General features: G+C 45.8%; 25 protein-coding genes, 1 tRNA gene and 1 pseudogene. 17 read left to right on the forward strand and 10 right to left on the reverse strand.

All coding sequences use genetic code 11. The features are described 5' to 3' along the window. Positions 1–162 precede the first annotated feature (162 nt). The 3 genes from BLT32_RS07585 to BLT32_RS07595 are packed head-to-tail and all read right to left on the reverse strand — an operon-like array spanning position 163 to position 2,638. Positions 163–1,227 (reverse strand): HD domain-containing protein, encoded by a 1,065-nt coding sequence (locus BLT32_RS07585; protein WP_053953845.1) that lies wholly within the window; start codon positions 1,225–1,227, stop codon positions 163–165. 4 nt (positions 1,228–1,231) lie between these two features. Continuing rightward, entirely contained in the window at positions 1,232–2,416 is a 1,185-nt protein-coding gene (locus BLT32_RS07590) for a site-specific integrase (protein WP_053953844.1), read from the reverse strand. 12 nt (positions 2,417–2,428) lie between these two features. Further along, a complete protein-coding gene (locus BLT32_RS07595; RefSeq protein ID WP_053953843.1) occupies positions 2,429–2,638 on the reverse strand; it encodes a hypothetical protein in 210 nt (69 codons plus the stop codon). 125 nt (positions 2,639–2,763) lie between these two features. On the opposite strand from BLT32_RS07595, the gene BLT32_RS07600 reads away from it, so the two are divergent. Beyond that, positions 2,764–2,970 carry a helix-turn-helix domain-containing protein gene (locus BLT32_RS07600; protein WP_053953842.1) on the forward strand — a complete coding sequence of 69 codons (207 nt, stop codon included), beginning with the start codon at positions 2,764–2,766 and terminating at the stop codon, positions 2,968–2,970. Between the two features lie 235 nt (positions 2,971–3,205). Here BLT32_RS07600 and BLT32_RS07605 read toward each other — a convergent pair. Together BLT32_RS07605 and BLT32_RS07610 are read right to left on the reverse strand one after the other, a co-directional pair. Beyond that, positions 3,206–3,282, reverse strand: a tRNA-Val gene (locus tag BLT32_RS07605). Between the two features lie 98 nt (positions 3,283–3,380). Further along, on the reverse strand, positions 3,381–4,424 hold the full coding sequence (locus BLT32_RS07610; protein WP_053953841.1) for a DUF3080 domain-containing protein: 1,044 nt from the start codon (positions 4,422–4,424) through the stop codon (positions 3,381–3,383). A 30-nt stretch (positions 4,425–4,454) separates the two neighbouring features. On the opposite strand from BLT32_RS07610, the gene BLT32_RS07615 reads away from it, so the two are divergent. Further along, entirely contained in the window at positions 4,455–5,063 is a 609-nt protein-coding gene (locus BLT32_RS07615; protein ID WP_053953840.1) for a riboflavin synthase, read from the forward strand. Here BLT32_RS07615 and BLT32_RS07620 read toward each other — a convergent pair. Beyond that, on the reverse strand, positions 5,057–5,266 hold the full coding sequence (locus tag BLT32_RS07620) for a CPXCG motif-containing cysteine-rich protein (RefSeq protein WP_053953839.1): 210 nt from the start codon (positions 5,264–5,266) through the stop codon (positions 5,057–5,059). The two genes, BLT32_RS07615 and BLT32_RS07620, sit on opposite strands and share 7 nt — an antisense overlap. A 282-nt stretch (positions 5,267–5,548) precedes the next feature. On the opposite strand from BLT32_RS07620, the gene thrS reads away from it, so the two are divergent. The 7 genes from thrS (at position 5,549) to BLT32_RS07655 (ending at position 12,495) form a co-directional block, all read left to right on the forward strand. Further along, positions 5,549–7,462 (forward strand): threonine--tRNA ligase, encoded by a 1,914-nt coding sequence (gene thrS, locus BLT32_RS07625; protein ID WP_053953838.1) that lies wholly within the window; start codon positions 5,549–5,551, stop codon positions 7,460–7,462. A gap of 22 nt (positions 7,463–7,484) precedes the next feature. After that, positions 7,485–8,030 (forward strand): translation initiation factor IF-3, encoded by a 546-nt coding sequence (infC, locus tag BLT32_RS07630; protein ID WP_074668937.1) that lies wholly within the window; start codon positions 7,485–7,487, stop codon positions 8,028–8,030. 73 nt (positions 8,031–8,103) lie between these two features. Then, positions 8,104–8,301: a 50S ribosomal protein L35 gene (gene rpmI, locus BLT32_RS07635; protein WP_053953836.1), complete on the forward strand. Its 198-nt coding sequence runs from the start codon at positions 8,104–8,106 to the stop codon at positions 8,299–8,301. A gap of 14 nt (positions 8,302–8,315) precedes the next feature. Next, positions 8,316–8,669 (forward strand): 50S ribosomal protein L20, encoded by a 354-nt coding sequence (rplT, locus tag BLT32_RS07640; RefSeq protein WP_053953835.1) that lies wholly within the window; start codon positions 8,316–8,318, stop codon positions 8,667–8,669. A 134-nt stretch (positions 8,670–8,803) separates the two neighbouring features. Beyond that, on the forward strand, positions 8,804–9,784 hold the full coding sequence (gene pheS / locus BLT32_RS07645) for a phenylalanine--tRNA ligase subunit alpha (RefSeq protein ID WP_053953834.1): 981 nt from the start codon (positions 8,804–8,806) through the stop codon (positions 9,782–9,784). Between the two features lie 26 nt (positions 9,785–9,810). Beyond that, a complete protein-coding gene (gene pheT, locus BLT32_RS07650; protein WP_053953833.1) occupies positions 9,811–12,198 on the forward strand; it encodes a phenylalanine--tRNA ligase subunit beta in 2,388 nt (795 codons plus the stop codon). A gap of 3 nt (positions 12,199–12,201) precedes the next feature. After that, positions 12,202–12,495: an integration host factor subunit alpha gene (locus tag BLT32_RS07655; RefSeq protein ID WP_053953832.1), complete on the forward strand. Its 294-nt coding sequence runs from the start codon at positions 12,202–12,204 to the stop codon at positions 12,493–12,495. A 27-nt stretch (positions 12,496–12,522) separates the two neighbouring features. On the opposite strand, the gene BLT32_RS07660 is transcribed toward BLT32_RS07655, so the two are convergent. The 3 genes from BLT32_RS07660 to BLT32_RS07670 all read right to left on the reverse strand — a co-directional run bounded on the left by BLT32_RS07660 (position 12,523) and on the right by BLT32_RS07670 (position 14,477). Next, a complete protein-coding gene (locus BLT32_RS07660; RefSeq protein ID WP_053953831.1) occupies positions 12,523–13,203 on the reverse strand; it encodes a ChrR family anti-sigma-E factor in 681 nt (226 codons plus the stop codon). Next, a complete protein-coding gene (locus BLT32_RS07665) occupies positions 13,193–13,813 on the reverse strand; it encodes a sigma-70 family RNA polymerase sigma factor (RefSeq protein ID WP_053953830.1) in 621 nt (206 codons plus the stop codon). The genes BLT32_RS07660 and BLT32_RS07665 overlap by 11 nt, the downstream gene beginning before the upstream one ends. An 82-nt stretch (positions 13,814–13,895) precedes the next feature. Continuing rightward, positions 13,896–14,477 (reverse strand): LON peptidase substrate-binding domain-containing protein, encoded by a 582-nt coding sequence (locus BLT32_RS07670; RefSeq protein WP_053953829.1) that lies wholly within the window; start codon positions 14,475–14,477, stop codon positions 13,896–13,898. Between the two features lie 137 nt (positions 14,478–14,614). Between BLT32_RS07670 and BLT32_RS07675 the strand changes: the two genes are divergently transcribed. From BLT32_RS07675 to BLT32_RS07695, 5 genes and pseudogenes are all read left to right on the forward strand, one after another. After that, positions 14,615–15,583, forward strand: a complete 969-nt coding sequence (locus BLT32_RS07675; protein ID WP_053953828.1) for a YbgA family protein — start codon at positions 14,615–14,617, stop codon at positions 15,581–15,583. A 12-nt stretch (positions 15,584–15,595) separates the two neighbouring features. Continuing rightward, on the forward strand, positions 15,596–17,002 hold the full coding sequence (phrB, locus tag BLT32_RS07680) for a deoxyribodipyrimidine photo-lyase (RefSeq protein ID WP_053953827.1): 1,407 nt from the start codon (positions 15,596–15,598) through the stop codon (positions 17,000–17,002). Next, complete coding sequence (locus BLT32_RS07685; protein WP_053953826.1) at positions 16,995–17,429, forward strand: nuclear transport factor 2 family protein; 435 nt, start codon at positions 16,995–16,997, stop codon at positions 17,427–17,429. Before phrB ends, BLT32_RS07685 begins: the two co-directional genes overlap by 8 nt. A gap of 110 nt (positions 17,430–17,539) precedes the next feature. After that, positions 17,540–17,775: pseudogene (locus BLT32_RS13050) on the forward strand (FAD-dependent oxidoreductase); the annotation flags it as partial. A gap of 139 nt (positions 17,776–17,914) precedes the next feature. Continuing rightward, positions 17,915–18,172 (forward strand): DUF3912 family protein, encoded by a 258-nt coding sequence (locus BLT32_RS07695; protein WP_053953854.1) that lies wholly within the window; start codon positions 17,915–17,917, stop codon positions 18,170–18,172. 74 nt (positions 18,173–18,246) lie between these two features. On the opposite strand, the gene BLT32_RS07700 is transcribed toward BLT32_RS07695, so the two are convergent. Then, positions 18,247–18,663 (reverse strand): hypothetical protein, encoded by a 417-nt coding sequence (locus BLT32_RS07700; protein ID WP_053953824.1) that lies wholly within the window; start codon positions 18,661–18,663, stop codon positions 18,247–18,249. Between the two features lie 139 nt (positions 18,664–18,802). Here BLT32_RS07700 and BLT32_RS07705 point away from each other — a divergent pair, with 139 nt between their 5' ends. Genes BLT32_RS07705 through BLT32_RS07715 form a run of 3 tightly spaced genes read left to right on the forward strand, consistent with a single transcriptional unit; the run spans position 18,803 to position 21,221 of the window. Continuing rightward, a complete protein-coding gene (locus BLT32_RS07705) occupies positions 18,803–19,564 on the forward strand; it encodes a Nif3-like dinuclear metal center hexameric protein (protein WP_053953823.1) in 762 nt (253 codons plus the stop codon). Positions 19,565–19,575: 11 nt separating this feature from the next. After that, positions 19,576–20,355 (forward strand): methyltransferase domain-containing protein, encoded by a 780-nt coding sequence (locus BLT32_RS07710; protein WP_053953822.1) that lies wholly within the window; start codon positions 19,576–19,578, stop codon positions 20,353–20,355. Beyond that, positions 20,352–21,221 (forward strand): NAD(P)-dependent oxidoreductase, encoded by an 870-nt coding sequence (locus BLT32_RS07715; protein ID WP_053953821.1) that lies wholly within the window; start codon positions 20,352–20,354, stop codon positions 21,219–21,221. The genes BLT32_RS07710 and BLT32_RS07715 overlap by 4 nt, the downstream gene beginning before the upstream one ends. The last annotated feature ends 85 nt before the right edge of the window (positions 21,222–21,306 follow it).

A 21,306-nucleotide genomic window follows, 5' to 3' on the forward strand; every position in this document is an offset into this window, starting at 1 on the left:
GTTGTGTATACTGCTCTTATGGAACAGTGAAATGCCCACCAATTCAAGAAGGCCAAAGTTGTTGTAAGAGCTAAGTGAATGTCTCTTAATGGCACATAGCAGACATTTAGTTTATAAAGGTGAGAAGCGCAATCGGTAAATTGGCTTCTCATTGGGGACACATCAGGCTAGTCGACAGTACTCTAATTGACCAAGCCTCGCTAGGTTCTGGTGAGTTGAGGCGGACGCAAATGCGGCGTTTTCATTACCGAATTCGGCACTAATTCTATCTGCCGTTGCAACGACATGTCCGATTGCAAATTTAGTAGGGCGGCCATAACGAGACCCTGGTGATGAACACGTCCAAATATGGCGTAGTGTTTCAGCCAAATTGTAGTTGTCGGAGTCCAGCTCTTTTAGTGCTTCGGCACAAATTTCTAGCGTTTGAGCATTGTGGTCGGTTAATTTCCCATTAAGGCTCATACTTCCGTAGTTATTGTAACTTCGGACCTTTCCAATATCGTGCAGAAGACCGCCTACAATAGCCAGCTCTTTCTCATTAGGACTACGGTAAAGTTCAATATTATTTATAATACAAGCAACTTCAACGGAATGCTCTAAAAGACCACCTGGGTAAGAATGATGATACTTAGTACTGGCAGGTGCTTGTAAGAACCTTTGAAATACTTGATCTTGATTGAGAACGCGACAAACAAATCGTTTCAACGGCGGGCTTTCTAGTTCTCTGGCGGTACTGATTAACTTATCGAATACATCTTTATTTGGGCAATATAACCGGGGTAAAGTAGTTAACGCTGGCGCTTCATGAAGTTCATTTTCTGTTGCTAAACGAATTTCGTCAATAACGATAGTTGGTTTCTTTTCAGCAGGATTTTTATTACATGAAGTAAAATAATTAACAGAGCCCGAGGCATAAACACAAGTGTTCATTGAATTTCTGTAGGGCGGGTTCCAATCAAGTGGTTTTCGCTCAGGCCATATAACGGCATGGACGTCACCTGTTGAATCACTCAGTCGGATGCTTACGTATGGCTCACCGTTTTTGGCGATTTTAACTATGACACCGGTAATGCGATACAAACCCGTGAGATAGCCATCGTTAATGCTTTGTGCAATAGTTTTAACGTGCACGTTTTCATTTTTTTGATTGACGGGCGAGGGATTATCACCCCAGTTAGTGATGTTATGATTATTAACGTAACTTGCATTTGCTACTGAATTTAACATTGTATTAATCCTCCGACTTATTTAAGTCATTTAAATGTTCAGTAAGTACCTTGTCTAAAAGAGAGCCGTCTTTGCGTGTAAGGTTTGGAACATAACGAGAGTAAACTTTGAAGAGCATCTGGGTATTTGCGTGACCCAATTGCCGGGCAATCCACTCTGCATTTTCGCCAGCAGCGAGCCATAAAGAAGCTGCTGTATGCCTTGTTTGATAGGGTTTGCGTTTGGCAAGCCCAAGGTACTCTAGGGTTGGATACCAAACACGTTTTGTCACATTGTTGTGCTGGAGGGGGGAACCGTTCGGCGAACAAAACACAAAGTCGGATTTTCCGTATGTGATTTTCATTTGTGATTTTAGTGCGTCAAAAACAGTTTGGCTCATGTCAATTTGCCGAAATGAACCGTCAGTTTTGGTGTCAACAAGCTCATCCATGACTTTAGAGTGACGCACTAAAACCTGACGCTTGTTAAAATCAATATTATCCCAATGGAGCCCATCTATTTCGCCTGTTCTCATGCCGGTAAAGAAACGAACGATGTAGTAATTTTTGAAATCCGGCCGAACAGCATTGATAAAACGTTTGATTTCCTCTAGCGAAAACGGGTTTACATCTGTGCGTTTAATTTTAAGTGGTTTGATATTTAGCCACGGGTTGGGGAAGTCAAATCGGTCAGATGCTTCCACTAAGATCATTCTAGCGATGCTCATGATTTTATTGATGCGAGCGTTACTTAAGTTGGTACCAAGATGCGAGGTGGTCTTGAGTAACGACGCTCGAAACTCCATAATCACCGCTTTAGTGATTTCATTTACTTTTGACTTGCCTAGCTGCGGGATCAAATATGAATCGAGCGTATACCGAACTGTTTGTATATAGCTTTTTCTCCATTCGCCTTCGCGCTCCCGAAACCAAAGCTCAGAGAAGTCAGAAAAAAGTGGCGCAGTGTTAGTTTGTGAGGCCGCTCTTAATTGGTTTAACTGAGATAGCTTTCGACCGCGTTCGGAGTTGGGAAAATATTCCTCATATTTGAAGGTTCCCAGGATAAGTTCAGCTTCCATCCGCTCGATTATTTTTTTAAGTTTTTTTCTGTTGCTTGGGGTATCAACGTAAACGGTCGTTTCTCTGCACCGCTGTTTTTCATACCTAAAATCTACGACTAGCTTTCCAGCTCTCGAATTGATTGATGCCATTATCAGTTCTCCTTATCCAATCGCTTTGCTATCCAAGAAGGTATCTCTCATCATTTCAGATTCGACTTTTTCCCAAATAAATAGGATCTTTCGGCCACCAAAAGGGTGAAAGTAATGGATGCCCTCAAGAAGCACTGAGTCTTTAAGGTAATTGCGGATAGTGCGTGGCTCATATTTAATGCGTTTAGCAAGCTCATCAGTTGTCAGATATGTGCGACTCATAGTAATATCTCCAATCAACAAAAAGTATTTTTAGTAGATTAAAATTGTCTACAGGAGATAATTTAGCATATATAAAATCCCCTGCAAGCATTTTTTGTCTATAGAAGATAAAAAAGGTCTATTGAATGATAAAATCTAACATTGCTGTTCTTTTAGCTGAGAGAAAGTTAAAGATGTCAGATCTTGCCAAGGCGACAGGAATTAATAGGGGTACGATCCAGCGGATTTACCACGATGAAGCAGCTCGAATAGAACTAGAAGTTATGAACAAAATGTGTGAATTTTTTGAATGTACGCCTGGTGATCTATTTATTTACAGCCCTGATGAGTAATTATTCTTTTTGCTTATCGATAGATTTTTTGTAAAGCCGTATTCATAAAAATGAATAATTAGTCAGGTTAGCTTTTGAGTGCATGGTACAAAAGGTTTTGAAAAAAGCGGGTGGTAAAATAGGCCAGGGCACTGAATGGTCACCGTTTGGTCACCAATAAAATTTGTGGCTGAGATAGTGGATTTATCGTGGTTGCCAACTTGTTGAATATTTGAGATTTTTCTTGATAAGAGAGTGGTGCGTCCGAGTTGACTCGAACAACCGACCTCTGCCATGTCAAGGCAGCGCTCTAACCAACTGAGCTACGGACGCACATTTTTGAGGTATGTCGTGAAGACGGGCGGTATATTAGTTATTTGCGGCCGCTCGTGCAAGTCATTTTTTGCAAAAAGTGACTGTTTGTCGAATTTCTAGTCAGGCGCTGGTGTGAAGTTGCACGCGCTGTAAAAACGCTGCCAGGGCCGAACAAAGTGAACGGTGGCATCGGTCAACACTTTGCTGAGCTTACCGAGCTCTGCAATATAGCCTTTCAGCGCCGGTTGTGGGGCTATTCCCTGAAGGTTTTCCAGTGTCATTAACAGGCGCTGATGTTGCTCAATAACTTCTGCAATGTCGCCCTGCATTTCTTTAATGTATATGTTGTTAAACGAGTCTCTCAGCTGTTCTGCTTTTTTGGGGACGCTGCCATTAGGACAGTGCAGGGCTTCCGGAATTTCCGGTAACTGGTCACGCATGGCCTCTAGCTTGTGTTCGTAGTCCAACATGGTTCTGAATAAGTCGGGTAAATAGTTACTGCGCTCAAGTCGTCCCAGCATTTTTATCATTTCGGACGGGTCATCCGCTTCTTTCGTATAGTTCCAGCGCTCCAAAATTCGGGTGAAACGCTCCAGAGCATTAACGGCGTAGTTATATTCGGTAACATGAATTTTCGGCAGAGAATTGTTGCCAACAGACAAGGCTCTGCGAAGGCCCTCTTCAAATGCGAAGGCATTGGCCAGGCTTGCGTTTAACTGCGACTTTTTATGTGCTAGTGCTTCTTCTAGTTGTGCTTTTACGTTAGCGGACTCAGGGTGTTCAATGCAGTCTTCCAACGCCTGTATCATGGTTAAATCTGCATGGTATTTACTGAAGCCGTCTTTTAACTTGCCTAGCGAGCTGTTGTTTTCGGCAATTTCCTGACCCAGCCGACAATGATTCAGACGCATACTGTCCATAAAGCCGAGGCTGGTGCGCTCAACATCACGCTTTAACTCACTTTTTGCAGGATACTGCAGCACTGGCTTCTCTGGAGTGATGGAGCGGGCCGGTAACTCGAGTGTGTCATGCACGTCGCTGTGCAGTTTGTCCGCGTACTCGGTTAACCCGGGATTGTCTGAGCAAGCGACCATTCCCAGTGCGCTAAAGGCAATGAGTGCATAGCCAACGGGCCTAAAAATAAGTACACTTCGAGTCATTTCTCCGGTTCCTTGTCACACGGGTGGTTCATGTTTACAGGTATTGTACAAACACAAGCTACGATATTTTCGGTCTCTGACCAAGCTTCTTTTCGACATATTGTGGTCGGAACTGAACCTAAATTTTTAAAAGACTTAACCATTGGTGCCAGTATTGCTATTAACGGCTGTTGTTTAACGGTCGTTGAATTCAGTGACACGCAGGTGCATTTTGATGTTATCGATGAAACCCTGCGTTTAACGAATTTAGGCAAGTTGAAAGAAGGTGACAAGGTTAACTTTGAGCGGTCACTGAAAGTTGGTGATGAAATTGGCGGCCATGGTGTATCGGGACATATTCATTGTTCAGGTAAAGTAACTGACGTGGCACTGTCGGAAAATAACTGTGCCATGTGGATCCAAATACCAGAAAAGCATAGCAGTTACCTGTTTGATAAAGGCTTTATAAGCGTTAATGGCGCCAGTTTGACCATTGGCCAGGTTAAGGGAAATTGTTTTTCATTGCACCTTATTCCAGAAACGTTGCGCATTACCAACTTAGGTGAGTGCGAAGTGGGCTCAGAAGTCAACATTGAGCTTGACCAGCAAACCATTACAACGGTCGATACGGTTGAGCGTGTCTTGGCTAAACGTCAGTAAAACTGTTCGTCATTGCCGTCGACTTTAATACGCGCCTGTTGATTGATTTCATCGACCTGTAATTGCACGTGAATGAGATCACCACAGGCGGAGCACTCCTCCTGGTAATCCTGGTTTCCCTCGGAAGCATCAATATCTAAAAAGGTATTGTGGCCGCAATGCGGACATTTCACTGGCACACTTTTTAGGTTCTCTTCGTTCATTGTTTTGTCCTGCTCTTTGAGTCTTTCTGTAACTATAGAAATAAAATGCCAATTCCGCCTAATGAGACTAAGGCACCTGTGACAGAGCGAGCAGTAATTCGTTGTTTTTTCAGAAAAGAAATAGGTATTAAAAAGAGCGGCGCGGTAGGCTCTAAGGTTGCTCAAAAGTAAGCGGTCGATTATAGTAGCGTCTTGCGTTCGATGGTACCGAACGCACCAAATTTCAATAAATAGAGCATGTGGCACTTGGTAGGTGTCACCACTGGATAGGAAGGAAGTTTCATGCCTGTAATTACTCTCCCTGACGGAAGTCAACGCGAATTTGATAAACCGGTTTCAATCATGGATATCGCTATGGATATCGGGCCTGGTCTGGCGAAAGCGACTGTTGCTGGTCGCATCGACGGTGAGTTGGCCGACGCCTGCGATAAGATTGAACACGATGCTAAAGTAGAAATTGTCACACCGAAAGACGATGACGGCGTGCATATTATTCGCCACTCGTGCGCGCATTTAATGGGTCACGCGGTTAAGCAACTGTGGCCAGACGCGAAAATGGCGATTGGTCCGGTTATCGACAACGGTTTTTACTATGATATCGACGTTGACCATACCTTCACCGACGAAGATTTAGAGAAAATTGAAAAGCGGATGAAGGAGTTGGCGAAAACCAACTACCAAGTCATTAAAAAGAACGTCAGCTGGAAAGAGGCGCGTGAAACTTTCGTAGACCGTCACGAACCCTACAAAATTGAGATTTTAGACGAGAATATTCCGACCGACTCGCGTCCGGCGCTTTATCATCACGAAGAATACATTGATATGTGCCGTGGTCCGCATGTACCTAGCATGAAGTTCTGCGAGCATTTTAAAGTGATGAAAATGGCGGGTGCGTATTGGCGCGGCAACTCTGACAATAAAATGTTGCAGCGTATTTACGGCACTGCCTGGGCAGACAAAAAACAATTAAAAGCCTATTTGAAACGCTTGGAAGAAGCCGAAAAACGCGACCACCGTAAAATTGGTAAGAATCAGGATCTATTTCACTGGCAGGAAGAAGCGCCGGGTATGGTGTTCTGGCATCACAATGGTTGGACTATATTCCGTGAACTCGAAGAATTTGTGCGCGAGAAACTGCGTGAGTACGACTATCAGGAAGTAAAAGGTCCAATGATGATGGACCGTGTGTTGTGGGAAAAGTCGGGTCACTGGGAGAAATTCTCTGATTTGATGTTCACAACCGTTTCAGAACACCGTGAATATGCCGTTAAGCCCATGAACTGCCCGGGACACGTGCAAATCTTTAACCAGGGGCTTAAGTCATACCGCGATTTACCGTTGCGCATGGCAGAGTTTGGTTCGTGCCATCGAAATGAACCTTCTGGGGCATTGCATGGTCTGATGCGTGTACGTGGCTTTACTCAGGATGACGCGCATGTTTTCTGTACTGAAGGCCAAGTTCAGCCTGAGGTTGCAGCCTGTATCAAAATGGTTTACGAGACCTATGAAACTTTTGGTTTCGACAAAATCGACGTAAAACTGTCAACGCGTCCTGAAAAGCGTTTAGGCGACGATGCAACCTGGGATCGCAGTGAAAAAGCCTTGGCCGACGCACTGAAAGCGCACGATATCGACTTTGAATACCTGCCGGGCGAGGGCGCATTCTACGGTCCGAAAATTGAATTTACTTTGTTCGATTGCTTAGGCCGTGCGTGGCAGTGCGGAACGATTCAGCTGGACTTTGCACTACCAGGCCGCTTAGGTGCGACCTACGTGGGTGAAGACAACGAGCGTCATACTCCGGTGATGATTCACCGTGCTATTCTGGGCTCGCTGGAGCGCTTCATGGGTATTCTTATTGAAGAATACGCAGGGCATTTCCCGGTTTGGTTAGCACCGACGCAGGTTGTTTTGATGAATATCACCGATAATCAGAGCGATTATGTGAAAAAGGTGGTAAAATCACTGAATGAAAAGGGAATTCGTGCCACGGCTGACTTGAGAAATGAGAAGATTGGCTTTAAAATCCGTGAGCATACTCTTAAACGAGTTCCTTATTTGCTGGTTGTCGGCGACAAAGAAGTCGAAGCTGGCGAGGTTGCGGTTCGTACTCGTAGCGGTGAAGACCTGGGTAAACTGGCTCTGGAAGACTTCATTGCAAAAATTGAAGACGAAGTACGTACACGCAAAATTTAATAATTAGTTGGAGGAATAAACCATTAAAGGCGGAAAAAGAACTCAAAAAGCTGCAGATAAAAACCGTATCAACGACCAAATTACCGGCGTTGATGAAGTTCGCTTAATCGGAACCGATGGTGAACAAGCTGGTGTCGTCAGTATTAACGAGGCTCTTGATGCAGCAGCAGAAGCTGGTGTTGATTTGGTGGAAATGAGCCCTAACGCGGAGCCACCTGTCTGCCGCTTAATGGATTACGGCAAGTTCCTCTTCGAGAAGAGTAAAGAACAGAAAGAGCAAAAGAAAAAGCAGAAACAGATTCAGGTTAAGGAAGTTAAATTCCGACCTGGCACAGATGAGGGCGACTACCAGGTAAAACTGCGCAACCTGCGTCGCTTCCTCGAGGGAGGTGACAAAACTAAAGTCACTATCCGTTTCCGTGGCCGGGAAATGGCACACCAAGAGTTGGGTATTGACCTGCTAAACCGTGTTAAAGCGGATTTAGAAGAAATCTCAACTGTTGAGTCGTTCCCTAGAAGGGCTGAAGGTCGTCAGATGATTATGGTTCTGGCACCGGTTAAGAAGTGATCGTGGTTTACAAGTAGGCAGCTTGCTGTCTCACCCTTTCACACTTTCAATCAACAATGCGGAGTTTAATTTCATGCCAAAAATGAAATCAAACAAAGGCGCTTCTAAGCGCTTCAAAAAGACTGCTTCAGGCGGTTATAAGTGCAAGCAATCTCACTTGCGTCACATTCTGACTAAGAAAACTCCTAAGCGTAAGCGTCAGCTGCGTGCTAAGAGCATGGTCCACGAAGCGGACATTAAATTAGTCGATCGTATGTTACCGTACGCATAAGAGGAGATTAGCAAATGGCACGAGTAAAACGTGGTGTAATCGCGAGAGCGCGTCACAAGAAAGTCCTGAAGCAGGCGAAAGGTTATTATGGTGCCCGTAGTCGCGTTTATCGCGTTGCGGTACAGGCAGTCACTAAAGCAGGTCAATATGCGTACCGTGACCGTCGCAACAAGAAACGTCAATTCCGTCAATTATGGATTGTGCGTATCAATGCTGCGGCACGTCAAAACGGTTTGTCTTACAGCCGCTTTATTAACGGTCTTAAGAAAGCATCAGTAGAAATCGATCGCAAGATCCTTGCTGATATCGCAGTTCACGATCAAAACGGCTTTGCTGCTTTGGTTGAGAAAGCGAAAGGCGCACTGTAAACAACGACTTTTTAAGTTCGTTTAAACAGATTTCAAAGGGAGCCATTAGGCTCCCTTTTTTGATCGTTTTTCTGATAGAATAACGCCTTTAAAAATCACGCTATAAAAGCCTATTGTCAGTGTTGAGGGAAACAATGCAATTAGAGGAAATCGTCGCACAAGCCGAAGCGGCCATCGCCAATGCGGATAACCCGCAAGCGTTGGATGACGTTCGTGTTCAATACATGGGGAAAAAAGGCCAATTAACAGAGCTGTTAAAAGGCTTAGGAAAACTTGACCCGTCAGAGCGTCGCGAAGCCGGCCAAAAAATTAATGAAGCTAAGCAACAGGTTCAAACCAGCATCAATTCGCGCAAAGAGTTGCTAAAAGCCGAAGAGCTAAAAGCCAAGCTAGAAGCAGAGCGTATTGATGTCACATTGCCTGGACGCAACTCTGCGGTTGGTGGTGTCCACCCGGTTACGCAGACTATTCGCCGTATTGAACAGTTCTTTGGTGATTTGGGCTTTAGTGTTAAAGAAGGTCCTGAAGTGGAAGACGGTTTCCATAACTTCGATGCATTGAACATTCCGGCGAACCATCCGGCTCGTGCAGACCACGATACCTTCTATTTTACTCCCTCAACGATGCTGCGTACTCAGACTTCGGGTGTTCAAATTCGTACCATGGAAGTGGAAAAGCCGCCATTGCGTATTATTTCGCCTGGTCGCGTTTATCGTAACGATTACGATCAGACCCACACCCCAATGTTTCATCAGGTCGAAGGCTTGATGGTAGACACTGACGTATCCTTTACGCAGTTAAAAGGCATTTTAGAAGATTTCCTGACTCACTTTTTTGAAGAGTCATTGCAAGTGCGTTTCCGTCCGTCCTACTTCCCATTCACAGAGCCTTCAGCAGAAGTGGATGTCATGGGTAAAGACGGTAAATGGTTAGAAGTACTGGGCTGCGGCATGGTGCATCCTAACGTGTTGAAAGCGGTTGGCATTGACCCGGAAAAATACACCGGCTTTGCCTTTGGTATGGGCGTTGAGCGCCTAACCATGTTGCGCTACGGCGTAACCGACCTGCGTGCGTTTTTCGAAAACGACTTACGTTTCTTAAAACAATTCAACTAATCCAGAATTCAGAAGGCATTTGCAGCATGAAATTAAGTGAACAGTGGTTAAGAGAGTGGGTTAACCCAGCCGTAGACAGCAATGAGCTTAGCGAGCAACTGAGCATGGCTGGTCTTGAAGTAGACGGTGTCGAGCCAGTTGCAGCAGACTTCCATACGGTAGTGGTGGGTGAAGTGGTCGAGTGTGGCCCTCATCCCGATGCGGACAAGTTGCAGGTTACCAAAGTGAACACCAACGACGGCGAGTTGCTAGACATTGTGTGTGGTGCGCCAAACTGTCGTCAGGGTATTAAGGTGGTTGTCGCTAAGGTTGGCGCAGTTCTGCCGGGCGACTTCAAAATTAAAAAAGCAAAACTACGTGGGCATCCGTCGCACGGTATGCTTTGCTCATTCAAAGAGCTGGGCTTAATTGACGACCATGTAGGTATTATAGAGTTGCCGGAAGACGCACCGGTTGGCAAAGATTACCGAGAGTATTTAGGCCTTGAAGACCACAGTATTGATATCGACTTAACGCCAAACCGCGGTGACTGTTTAAGTGTTCGTGGTATAGCTCGTGAGCTGGGTGTATTGAATCGACTGGATGTTAACGAGCCCGAGATTAACGACGTGTCAGCTAAAATTGATGAGCAAAAGGCGGTTCATTTAGACGCGCCTGAGCAATGTCCACGTTATTTAGGTCGTGTGATTAAAGGCATTGATGTGTCACGTCCAACGCCTATCTGGATGAGTGAAAAGCTGCGTCGCAGTGGTATCCGTAGTATTGATCCGGTGGTGGATATTACCAACTACGTATTGCTTGAGTTGGGCCACCCAATGCACGCGTTTGACTTAGATACGCTACAAGGCGATATTCACGTGCGTTTGGCAGCAGCGAAAGAAAAGCTGACACTGCTAGACGGTGAAGAAGTGGAACTCGATGACGATGTTCTGGTCATTGCTGATGAGCAAAAAGCCTTAGCAATGGCAGGCGTTTACGGTGGTAAAGACAGTGGTGTGACCGTTGAAAGCAAAAACATTTTCTTAGAAAGTGCGTTTTTTGCGCCGGACGCTATTTTAGGTAAAGCACGTCGCTTCGGCCTGCACACGGATGCATCTCACCGCTATGAGCGTGGTGTCGACCCGCAATTGCAACGTACTGCTATGGAGCGTGCAACGCAGTTATTGCTGGATATTTGCGGCGGCGAAGCAGGGCCGGTTACTGAAGCGGTGTCTGAGAAGCACCTGCCCGAGCGTGCTAACGTAAAATTACGCAGCGCTCGTTTGGCCAAAGTGCTGGGCGTGCAAATTGCCGATGACGAAGTAACAGAAATTCTTCAGCGTCTGGGCCTGGAAGCAACCTATAACAGCGGCGAATGGCAGGTTCAGGTTCCGTCATACCGTTTCGACATCGCTATTGAAGAAGACTTAATTGAAGAAGTGGCGCGTGTGTACGGTTACAATGCGATTAAGGCAGCGGCGCCGGCGGCACAGCTTCGCATGACTGATCGCAAAGAAGCTTCGATTAGCCGCCATACCTTAACGAATGCGCTGGTTGAGCGTGGTTATCAGGAAGCTATTACTTACAGCTTTGTTGATCCTAAACATCAGGCCATGTTGTTTAACGAAACCGCAGCATTAACCTTGCCGCACCCAATTTCGGTCGATATGTCGTCTATGCGTGTCAGCCTTTGGCCGGGTTTAGCTGGCGCTGTTGCGCACAACCAGAAACGCCAGCAAGCTGTATTGGCGTTTGTCGAAACAGGCTTACGTTTTATTCCAGATGAAAGCGCTGAAAATGGCGTTCGTCAGGAACCGGTGCTTGGCGGTATTCGTGCCGGAAAAGCACATACGGAACACTGGTCAGAAGGTGAGCGTGCTGTCGACTTTTTCGATGTAAAAGGCGACGTTGAAGCTTTATTGGAAAAAACAGGCGAGGCGCACTTATTCCGCTTTGTGGCTGACCAGCACGATGCATTACACCCAGGGCAGTCTGCGGCAATTTATAAAGGTGAGCGTAAAGTCGGTTTCATGGGTGCTTTGCACCCACAGCATGAAAAGGCGCTAGGCTTAAATCAGCGTGCTTTTGTGTTTGAAATTGAGCTGGACGCGATAGCTGTACGTCGTATTCCGGTAGCGCAGCCTGTGTCGCGTTATCCGAGTATTCGTCGTGACTTAGCCGTTATCGTTGATAAGCATATTGCGGCGGGTGAACTCTTAGCTGCGATGGAAAATATTGGCGTAAAACAGTTAGTTGACCTAAACTTGTTTGATGTATACGAAGGTGACGGTGTGCCGGAGAACAAACGTAGTTTGGCATTGTCTGTAACATTACAGGATGCCGATAAAACGTTAGAAGAGGCAGACGTTACCGAAATAATGACTCAATTTGTAGAGATCTTAAAAAGTGAGTTTAATGCAACACTGAGGGATTAAACTATGGCGCTAACCAAAGCAGAATTGGCGGAAGTCCTGTTCGAGAAACACGGTATTAGTAAGCAAGACGCTAAAGCGCTTGTTGAAGATTTTTTTGAGGAAATACGTTCTGCTTTGGAAAGCGGTGAGCAGGTCAAATTATCAGGTTTTGGTAACTTTGAGCTGCGAACTAAGGGCCAACGTCCAGGTAGAAACCCTAAAACGGGTGAAGAAATTCCAATTAAAGCTCGCCGTGTGGTGAGCTTTAAACCAGGACAGAAATTTAAGAGTCGTGTAGAAAATGCAGAGCCTGAGTAAAATCAGGCTTCCTTTTTATGGAAGCAGTTAAGCTCTAAAAAATAAGCTGCTGAATGGATTAAGCAAACGGCTGATACCAGAAGTGAAATGCAGCGGGTCATCAAGCGTTGCCAGAGTCAGGCAGTCTTGCTCCCGAGTTTCGGGCGTATGTGTTTTAGACGGATCCAGCAACACAAAGTCACCATCCCTGTACTCATCTCTCTCGTCATTGAACACACCATCTAATACAAGTGTCGCTTCTTGACCCTTATGAGTGTGCTCCGGCACTTTGGCGCTGGGCGCCATGTATATCAGGTTCGTCTGATTACCGTTATCTAAAGTCAAAGGTGCACGCCACAATTTACCAACCAACTTCGACCATTCGCCAATACGATGACTGTTATGGGCTAAGGTTCGGGGCAGGGTGAAACAGCGACCTTCAAGATACAATGTCTCATTAGGCTCGTTTTCAAGCTTACTGCAGACAGACGACTCGAAAATGGCTTCCAGCATTTGGTCGCATTGAGCTTTTGTCATTGCGTTGCTGGCCACATTAACAATAGTGTCGAGGTTGTCCTCACACAGCTTTTGTTCAATGTCGCACACCGTGCGGCGACATGCTTTACACATATCGACGTGAGTTCCCACGACTATCGCCATTGCTGCGCTGACATCACCAGCAGCGTATTGATATAAAAGGCCTTCGCCCGGGTGCGATTTAATCATCATTTACTATCAACTCTTTTAATTTCTTAAGTGCTAACCGAGTTCGGGATTTAATAGTCCCTAAAGGCACGCCAAGCGCATCAGATACTTCCTGCTGCGACTTACCTTCAATGTAAATTTTCTCAATAACAACACGTTGAGCGTCAGGAAGTTGCGCATAATATTGCGAAATTTCCTGCATCAACACATCGTTATCCAGACTGTAACCATCATCTAAATTATCGTTTTGCTCTGACAAAATAGGCCAAAGATCATCGGCACTGATGTCGTCCTTACGCTTTTTATTTTTGCGTAAAAGGTCAAAACGAATATTACGCGCAATGGTGAATATCCAAGTTGACGGCGAACCTTTGTCCGGCTTGAACAAATGAGCTTTATGCCAAACGTTAGTCATGGTTTCCTGAACCAGGTCCATGGCGGTTTGTTCATTGCCAAATTGCCGTGTTGCGTAAGATTGCAGTTTAGGCGCGAAATGTCGGAACAGCTCACTAAATGCCGCTCGACTTCGCGTTTCCGCTATACTTGCAAGCAGTTCCGCTGCACGTTCTGCAGCGTCTGTTTGGGTGGTATTCATAGACCCCCGGGTCGATGTTCTTCCTGACACCATCTGCATAATTAGACCTGCTATCTTTCCACAATGTACTAATTAATACTTACGACCTGAGTATTCAGATCACTCGATGACAGAAATTTATTTATTTGCCCATTAAGTCTAGCAAATATTCCTTCGTTTTTAGACAGTTTTCCTCTTTTATTAAGGTTTGTTTCGTCTCTGTATCGAGTGGCAGAATCTCAAGCCAGCGAGAACAAAGCCAGTCAAGGCGTTCATAATTTAAGCTAGGCAATAATTCAGACAATTCAGGGTAGGTTTCGTAAGCCTCCTGAAGCTTCTCCATTAAGTTTTTACAGGTTTCCGGAAGTTCCGCTTGTGGCCATGGCGGCAAGTACTCAACGTTGCCGACCCGAAGATTGTCTGACTCTAACCAGTGTCCGAGAATGCGAACGCGGTTTTGTCCTTCAACCGTAATACCCAATAAGCCATCGTCACGTGGTTCGAAGTCAATAATTTTGACGGATGTTCCGTACGGAGGAATGTAGTCGTCCTCTGACGGTGATTTATCGTTGTCAAACATGGCAATAACGAACTCGGCATCGTTCTGAAGCGAGTCTTTAACCAGCCGGATGTAACGAGGCTCAAATATGCGCAGTTTCATGCGCCCCTCAGGCAACACTTGGGAGGTGAGGGGAAAAATCGGTAACTGCTTAGACAACGACATAACACCTCATTTCGTTGAATTCGTATGAATTACCCTCTTCTACGTGCGTTAAATCAAAGTTGGATCTATTTTTGTTACAACAAACGAAACTATTTTTTACAAAGCGTCGTAAATTAGACCAGCACAACACTGGAACGATGTTACAAGAGGGAAGCACAGTGCGTTTGAAAGTTGGTATTAGCTCCTGCCTTATGGGTGATGAAGTACGGTTTGACGGTGGACACAAACGGTCCGCGTTTGCCACGGACGAATTGACTCGCCACATTGATTTAGTTCGCTTTTGTCCCGAAGTTGGCATTGGCATGCCAGTGCCCAGACCTACGATTCGATTGGAAAAGCACGCTAACGACGGCAGCGAGACCGTTGAAGCGGTAGTGCCTAAAACCGGTGAAATAGTCACAACGAAGCTGTCTGAGTTTGCTGACAAAATTCAGATTAAGGCAAAAGATTTGAGCGGCTATATTCTTTGCGCAAAGTCACCCAGTTGTGGAATGGAGCGTGTGAAGCTTTATGACCCTGAAACGGGCCATGCTCGCAAAGAAGCCACAGGTATTTTTGCTTCTCGCCTGCAAGAAAACAATCCGGCCATGCCGCTAGAGGAAGACGGTCGCTTAAACGACCCTCATCTACGCGAAAACTTTATCATGCGGGTTTATGTGTATGGGCAATGGAAGCAAATTGAGGACACACCAACGAAGAATAATCTGTTGAGTTTCCATAGTTCCTGCAAGCTTTTGCTGTTAGCACACAACCAGCAACGCTACAGAGAGCTGGGGAAACGACTGGGCGAGGCAGATACTGTCAATGCTGAGTTTGCTACGCAGTATATCCGGGACGTAATGGAAGCGTTATCAGAGCCGGCATCGCGTCGTAACCACACTAATGTGTTGCAACATATTCAGGGTTATTTTAAAGGCGATTTAGAGCATCAACAGCGGGAAGAGCTCAGCGATATTATTTTGCAGTACCACGATGGCATTCTACCGTTAATGTCGCCGTTAACGCTTATAAAGCACTATTTACGCGAGTTTCCGAAAGAGTACCTTGAAAACCAGTGGTACCTGAACCCGTACCCGGTCGATTTGAAACTCCGTTATGGTCTATAAAGGGCTGAACCAATGAAAAAAGCAATTTGGTTTCGAAGCGACTTACGGACACTGGATAACGAAGCGCTGTACCTAGCTTGTCAGTCTGAAAGTGCTCCTGAAGCTATTTTTCTGGTGTGCGAGGACACTTGGCAACGTCATCATTGGGCGCCTGTAAAGCAGGACTTTTTGTGGCGCACTTTAGAGGTGTTGAATGAAAACTTGTCGGCTCTGGGTATTAAACTGCATATAAAGAACGCCGGGCGCTTCTCAAACGCTGGTGGTGCGCTTCGGGAGTTTTGCAAAGAACACAGTATCGATAAGCTTTATTTTAACGCCGAATACGCACTCGATGAGAAAAATCGTGACAGGGCGGTTACTGCGGTACTGGAGAACGACGGCGTTGAGGTAAGTCAGCATCACGGCAACCTGTTAATTAAGCCCGGCATGGTTAAAAACCAGCAAGGTGAGTACTATAAAAAGTTCACGCCTTTTAATAAGCGCTGGCGGGCGGTTTTAGCGAAGGAAGTTGACGTAACGCCGCTTAAACCGAACTCTTTCCCGAACGTTAATACCGAACCTTTACCGAACATTTCTTTAAAAACAGAAGATTCGTCGCACTATCCAGCAGGGGAAGATGCAGCATTGAGTAAGCTCGGACAGTTCGTTGGTCACTCTGTAGAGACCTACAAATCGGGGCGCGACCGTCCTGACCAACGCCATACGTCTGAACTTTCTGCCTACCTTGCAGTTGGAGCTATTTCTCCTGTCACCGCAGCAAGAGCGTTGCAGCAATTCTCGCCGGAGTTTCCTTATGGCTTACCGGAGGGGGCGGATACCTGGCTCACAGAGCTTGCCTGGCGAGAGTTTTATCAGCATTTAATGGACTTTGAGCCTAGACTATCAAAAGGGGAGAGCTTCCAGAGAGAAACCGACTGTATTCAATGGCGCGACGACGAAGAAGAGTTTAAGGCCTGGTGCGAAGGGAAAACCGGCTACCCCATTGTCGATGCCGGTATGCGTCAGCTGAAAGAAACCGGCTGGATGCATAATCGATTACGCATGATAACGGCTAACTTTTTAGTCAAAGACCTACTCATTGACTGGCGCAAAGGTGAGGCTTTTTTCATGCAACACTTAATTGACGGAAGCTTTCCGGCAAACAATGGTGGTTGGCAGTGGAGTGCGTCTGTAGGCACTGACGCGGTGCCATATTTTCGAGTATTTAACCCGGTAAAACAGAGCGAGAAATTTGATCCGCAGGGTACGTACATTCGTAATTGGGTTAAAGAGTTGGAGAGTGTGCCGGACAAACACATTCACTGGCCACATGAGTGGTTAAGTAAGAATCAACAAAATGAATATTGCCCACCTATCGTCGAGCACAAAGCTGCTCGCGAACGTTTTTTAGCAACCTTTAAGCAGGTGAAACATGGATAACAAAGAGTTGGTCGACGCATTAAAGTCTTTTTATGACGAATTAAAAACCGACAACCTTGATGATATGGATGATATGTATCACGACGAGGTGAGTTTCACAGACCCTATTCATCAGGTTGTTGGGTTAGAAGACTTAAAAGAGTACTTCAAAGGCACAATGGAAAACGTCGAATACTGCCACTTCACGTTTGACGACGAGTGCGTTAGTGAAGACAAAGCCTATTTGTCCTGGCAGATGCGCTACGCACACCCGAAAATTGGCAATGGTATGGAAGTGATATTACCTGGCGTGTCTTATATTAGCTTTGAAGACGGCAAAATTAGAGAGCAACGCGACTACTACGACTTAGGCGCGATGCTTTATGAACATGTACCACTAGTGGGCTACGTGATAGATAAAATTAAAAGCAGGCTAGTAGGCGAATGAGTATTCTAATTACGGGTGCGTCGTCGGGTATTGGACGTCAGCTGGCGTTGGACTATGCCGAAAAAAGTGTCTGATTATTACCTGTTACCCATGGTGTCTGCCATTTAATCGTCAACTTTGACCTTTGCCGATGGCAAACAGCAGTTTTTGATGAGGTAGTTTTCGCTTGTCATAGTGACCAGGCACTACAACTGTTGGGTGATACCACAGATGATGAAAAAGTGTATTGGGTAACATTCCATACCAGCCTAATGAGGTCGTGTTACACACCGATACCTCGCTGTTACCTCAGAAAAAACGCGCTTGGGCGAGTTGGAACTATTTATTGAGAACGGATGAGGGGGCTGAACAACAACCCAGCTCTGTGACCTATTTGGTGAAATCACGCTTTATATTGGTAAAAAATAAAGGTTAAGAAACGCTGTCATAAGCCGATAACAGACGTATAATGCACGTAAGTGTTAAACGTAATCTGGGAATCGGCTGTGGCAATTAATTATCCGTCATTTACTTACAATAATCCGCGTATACAGGGACAAACTGTATTCATTAAGCGTGGCCCGCATCAGGGTAAGCTGGGTATTATTGCTAAGGTAATGGACAACGAACGTTTCCTGGTATCTCAGGCGGACTTTGGCTCCGAACAGGTTATTTTCAAGCGCAGTGACTTTTTAGTGCACCGTTACCGTAAAATTAAGGTGCCTATTGACCGTGTGGCGGGTAAAAACCCCGACGTGTTATAGCAATAGCCAAGAGTTAGGCATTAAAAAAGCGACATTGTAACAATGTCGCTTTTTGCGTTTCTGACCAGCAAAAATTAAGCAGAGCCGCGCGGTAAACGACAGTCAGTGCCTTTGCTTTCCAGCTTCTGCTTCCACAGCTCTTTTGCTGTTAAGCCGCCAGAGTTTGACTTTTTAACAGCCGGCTTTTTAGCGGCTGCCTTTTTAGGCGCTTCTTTCTTAGCTGCTGTTTTCTTAGGCGCAGCCTTTTTAGTATCAGACTTAGTTTCGGTTTTCTTTGCTGCCGCTTTTTTGTCTGATGCTTTTTCGGCTTTAGCCGGTTTACCTTTTGCTAAAGCTTTCGCTTCTTCGTCCAACTGCGCAAGACGAACGTTTTTACCGCCGTCAACGCTGTACCAGCCATTACTTGCTTCAATCTTTGGCTTTTTACCATGAGCTTTTTCATAAGCTTCGGTATATTCTGCCAGTACCTTTTCTTTATCCAGTTTGCTCATGCAAATTTTCCTTTATTCAAGGGTTACTTTAAAACTCTGCTTAAAAAAGCTTCACACTTCGTTTATACCGTTTTTTCGGATTATTGTCTAATTTACGTTAATATAACGTTTTTTCAGGCCTTTTAAGCGAGAAAGCAGTATGACAATTAAGCGTTCTGAACTTCACCATTATTTGAATTCGTATTTGAACAGCGGGGCGATAAAAGACTATTGCCCAAACGGGTTACAGGTAGAGGGCTCTGAGTCTATAGGCAAAGTTATTACCGGAGTGACAGCGTGTCAGGCGTTAATTGACAGAGCTGTTGATGAGCAAGCCGACGCTATTCTCGTGCATCATGGTTATTTCTGGAAGGGCGAGCCTGAGCCTATAACAGGCATGAAAAAAGCACGTATCAAACAACTGCTGAAGCACGACATTAATTTATTTGCGTATCACTTACCGCTCGATGTTCATCCTGAGGTGGGTAATAACGCCCAGCTGGCAAAGCTTATGGGTTGGCAAATGGAAGGGCCGGTAGATGCGAATGATCCGGCGTGCCCTTTAGTCATGGGCGCATTAAAAGAGTCGATGACAGGGCAGCTGCTGGCGAAGGAGCTTGAACAGAAACTCCAGCGCCCACTGACCTGCTGGGTAGAGCCTATTCGGCCTATTCAGAAACTAGCCTGGTGTACAGGGGGCGGACAAGGCTTTATCGACCGCGCGGCGGCGCTGGGTGCCGATGCGTTTATTACTGGCGAAGTATCAGAGCCAACCATTCACAGCGCCCGCGAACAAGGTATCGGTTTTTATGCGGCCGGCCACCATGCTACAGAGCGCTACGGAGCAAAGGCCTTAGGTGAACATATTGCTCAGAAGTTTAGCCTGGACGTTCAATTTATTGACATAGACAGCCCAGCTTAGGCAGAACGTAAATGAAAAATGAAAAACGCTCGCGTGGCGACTTTAGCGGTATCAGTAAAAAGTTCTCGAAAAACATTTACGATAGTACGAAAGGCCGCTTGAGAATGGCGGTTCTTAAGGAAGACTTACAACCGCTATTAAACGGCGAGCCTTGTCGGGTACTGGATGTTGGTGCCGGCCTAGGGCAGGCCAATGAGTGGTTTCTGGAAAAAGACTTCGAGGTTTTGCACACTGACATTTCAGAAGAGATGGTTGAAGCCGCTCTCTTGCGCCACAAAGAGCTAGGGTTAGCCGATAACTGTCGCTACCAAACGGCCGATTTAGCGACGTTAGCAAGTAATGAAGACCAATTCCCAATAGTGCTCTGCCATGCGGTTTTGGAATGGATGCCAGATGCCGAGACAGCGTTAACCCAATTAAAGACGTTATTAGCACCGGGCGGTACACTTTCGCTGATGTTCTATAACCGCAATGCAAAGCTGTTTGCTAATGCAATTTACGGTAATTTTGATTACATAGAACGAGGGTTAAAGGTTAAGAAAACAGTACGGCTAAGTCCGCAGAATCCGTTAGTGCCGGACGATGTTCAAAACATACTGAATAAGCTTGGACTCGAGGTTATTCAAAAAACCGGTGTTCGTTGTTTTCATGACTACCTGAGAAATCTAGATGATCAGCAGCGCTTTGACGAACTGCTGGCGATTGAACTGAAATATAATCAGCAGCCGCCTTATCGTGATTTAGGGCGCTACCAACATTGGTTGATTAAGAAACCGGAGAACGAACAATGACAACACAGTGCGCATTTATTGGTTTAGGGGTTATGGGCTATCCAATGGCCGGACATTTGCAAACGAAAGGCTTTGATACCTGCGTGTATAACCGTACTGAAAGTAAAGCAAAAGCCTGGGTTGAAGAGTATCAGGGGCGTTATGGTGCAACACCAGCACAAGCGGTGAAAGATGCGGATATTGTTTTAGTCTGTGTGGGTAATGATGACGATGTGCGTAGCATGTTTTATGGCGACGACGGCATTCTAAGTGGTCTAAAAAATGGCGCTACTGTGGTTGATCACACCACGGCGTCAGCAGAACTGGCCAGAGAGCTTAACGAAGCGGTACGTGAGCAAGGTGGTCAGTTCCTTGATGCGCCTGTATCGGGCGGACAAGCAGGCGCAGAGAATGGTGTTCTGACAGCCATGATCGGTGGCGAACAGTCTGCTTTTGATGCAGTTAGCGACGCGTTAGCGTGTTATACCAAAACGCGTGAGCTGATGGGTGAAGCGGGAGCCGGGCAGTTGGCTAAAATGGTGAACCAAATTTGTATTGCGGGTGTGGTACAAGGGCTATCTGAAGGCCTTCAGTTTGCGCGCAAGGTAGGGTTAGACCCGGACAAACTTATTGCGGCTATCAGCCAGGGCGCCGCTGGCTCCTGGCAAATGGAAAACCGTTATAAAACAATGTGGAATAACGAATATGAGCATGGCTTTGCGGTAGATTGGATGCGCAAAGACTTGAAAATTGCTTTGAACGAAGCCGACAGACAAGGTCTCTCCATGCCATTAACTGCATTAGTCGATCAGTTTTACGCTGACGTACAGAAGATGGGCGGCAACCGCTGGGACACTTCAAGTCTGTTGGCTCGCCTGGAAAAATAATCTAACCGCGGTGGCCTGATGCTACTGCATCAGGTGAGATGTCAAAAAAGAGCATCTGGCAATAAAAAAGGAGACTCATGTGAGT

The sequence above is a fragment of the Idiomarina zobellii genome, from assembly GCF_900100855.1.
Taxonomy (GTDB): Bacteria; Pseudomonadota; Gammaproteobacteria; order Enterobacterales; family Alteromonadaceae; genus Idiomarina; species Idiomarina zobellii.

Bases quoted from the DNA above. Each gene is read 5' to 3' on its own strand.
- BLT32_RS07585 (WP_053953845.1), bottom strand. From the start codon at position 1,227: ATGTTAAATTCAGTAGCAAATGCAAGTTACGTTAATAATCATAACATC.
- BLT32_RS07590 (WP_053953844.1), bottom strand. From the start codon at position 2,416: ATGGCATCAATCAATTCGAGAGCTGGAAAGCTAGTCGTAGATTTTAGG.
- BLT32_RS07595 (WP_053953843.1), bottom strand. From the start codon at position 2,638: ATGAGTCGCACATATCTGACAACTGATGAGCTTGCTAAACGCATTAAA.
- BLT32_RS07600 (WP_053953842.1), top strand. From the start codon at position 2,764: ATGATAAAATCTAACATTGCTGTTCTTTTAGCTGAGAGAAAGTTAAAG.
- BLT32_RS07610 (WP_053953841.1), bottom strand. From the start codon at position 4,424: ATGACTCGAAGTGTACTTATTTTTAGGCCCGTTGGCTATGCACTCATT.
- BLT32_RS07615 (WP_053953840.1), top strand. From the start codon at position 4,455: ATGTTTACAGGTATTGTACAAACACAAGCTACGATATTTTCGGTCTCT.
- BLT32_RS07620 (WP_053953839.1), bottom strand. From the start codon at position 5,266: ATGAACGAAGAGAACCTAAAAAGTGTGCCAGTGAAATGTCCGCATTGC.
- thrS (WP_053953838.1), top strand. From the start codon at position 5,549: ATGCCTGTAATTACTCTCCCTGACGGAAGTCAACGCGAATTTGATAAA.
- rpmI (WP_053953836.1), top strand. From the start codon at position 8,104: ATGCCAAAAATGAAATCAAACAAAGGCGCTTCTAAGCGCTTCAAAAAG.
- rplT (WP_053953835.1), top strand. From the start codon at position 8,316: ATGGCACGAGTAAAACGTGGTGTAATCGCGAGAGCGCGTCACAAGAAA.
- pheS (WP_053953834.1), top strand. From the start codon at position 8,804: ATGCAATTAGAGGAAATCGTCGCACAAGCCGAAGCGGCCATCGCCAAT.
- pheT (WP_053953833.1), top strand. From the start codon at position 9,811: ATGAAATTAAGTGAACAGTGGTTAAGAGAGTGGGTTAACCCAGCCGTA.
- BLT32_RS07655 (WP_053953832.1), top strand. From the start codon at position 12,202: ATGGCGCTAACCAAAGCAGAATTGGCGGAAGTCCTGTTCGAGAAACAC.
- BLT32_RS07660 (WP_053953831.1), bottom strand. From the start codon at position 13,203: ATGATGATTAAATCGCACCCGGGCGAAGGCCTTTTATATCAATACGCT.
- BLT32_RS07665 (WP_053953830.1), bottom strand. From the start codon at position 13,813: ATGCAGATGGTGTCAGGAAGAACATCGACCCGGGGGTCTATGAATACC.
- BLT32_RS07670 (WP_053953829.1), bottom strand. From the start codon at position 14,477: ATGTCGTTGTCTAAGCAGTTACCGATTTTTCCCCTCACCTCCCAAGTG.
- BLT32_RS07675 (WP_053953828.1), top strand. From the start codon at position 14,615: ATGTTACAAGAGGGAAGCACAGTGCGTTTGAAAGTTGGTATTAGCTCC.
- phrB (WP_053953827.1), top strand. From the start codon at position 15,596: ATGAAAAAAGCAATTTGGTTTCGAAGCGACTTACGGACACTGGATAAC.
- BLT32_RS07685 (WP_053953826.1), top strand. From the start codon at position 16,995: ATGGATAACAAAGAGTTGGTCGACGCATTAAAGTCTTTTTATGACGAA.
- BLT32_RS07700 (WP_053953824.1), bottom strand. From the start codon at position 18,663: ATGAGCAAACTGGATAAAGAAAAGGTACTGGCAGAATATACCGAAGCT.
- BLT32_RS07705 (WP_053953823.1), top strand. From the start codon at position 18,803: ATGACAATTAAGCGTTCTGAACTTCACCATTATTTGAATTCGTATTTG.
- BLT32_RS07710 (WP_053953822.1), top strand. From the start codon at position 19,576: ATGAAAAATGAAAAACGCTCGCGTGGCGACTTTAGCGGTATCAGTAAA.
- BLT32_RS07715 (WP_053953821.1), top strand. From the start codon at position 20,352: ATGACAACACAGTGCGCATTTATTGGTTTAGGGGTTATGGGCTATCCA.